The organism is Vibrio sp. 10N.222.52.B7 (genome assembly GCF_041474275.1).
GTDB classification, from domain to species: domain Bacteria; phylum Pseudomonadota; class Gammaproteobacteria; order Enterobacterales; family Vibrionaceae; genus Vibrio; species Vibrio crassostreae_C.
This window is the reverse complement of sequence record NZ_JBFRTU010000165.1, coordinates 2,435-2,979: the sequence shown is the minus strand read 5'-3', so window position 1 is coordinate 2,979 and position 545 is coordinate 2,435. Positions and strand designations below refer to the sequence as shown.

At 46.6% G+C, this 545-nt stretch carries 1 protein-coding gene; it reads right to left on the bottom strand.

What is annotated here, in order from left to right:
* On the bottom strand, positions 1-545 hold a 545-nt coding region (locus AB4512_RS22045), incomplete at both ends, for a pyridoxal-phosphate dependent enzyme (protein ID WP_372175679.1).

Here is a 545-nt window from a genome sequence, read left to right as displayed (position 1 = left end):
AGCCATCTCAATCGCTTCTTCAGAAGTTACCGATTCAACACGGTCAATAATCTCTAAATCTAGGTTTCCAGGGATAAAACCTGCACCGATACCTTGAATTTTGTGTGGAGCTGGTTTGATTTCTTCACCTGCAAGTGCCTGTGCAATCACTGGAGACTCTGCTGGTTCAACCGCTACTGAAGTGATCGCTTTGCCTTTTTCACCTTTAATGTAACGACTTGTACCTGTGATAGTACCGCCCGTACCAACACCCGCTACAAACACGTCGATTTCGCCGTCTGTTGCTTCCCAAATTTCAGGACCAGTCGTTTGCTCGTGAATTTGTGGGTTGGCTGGGTTGTTGAACTGTTGAAGTAGTAGGTACTTGTCTGGGTCTGAAGCAACAATCTCTTCTGCTTTAGCAATCGCACCGTTCATACCTTTTGGTGCTTCAGTCAGCACTAGGTTTGCGCCAAGCGCTTTAAGCAGCTTACGACGTTCTAGGCTCATTGATTCAGGCATAGTTAGCGTTAGTTTGTAACCGCGTGCTGCTGCTACGAATGCAA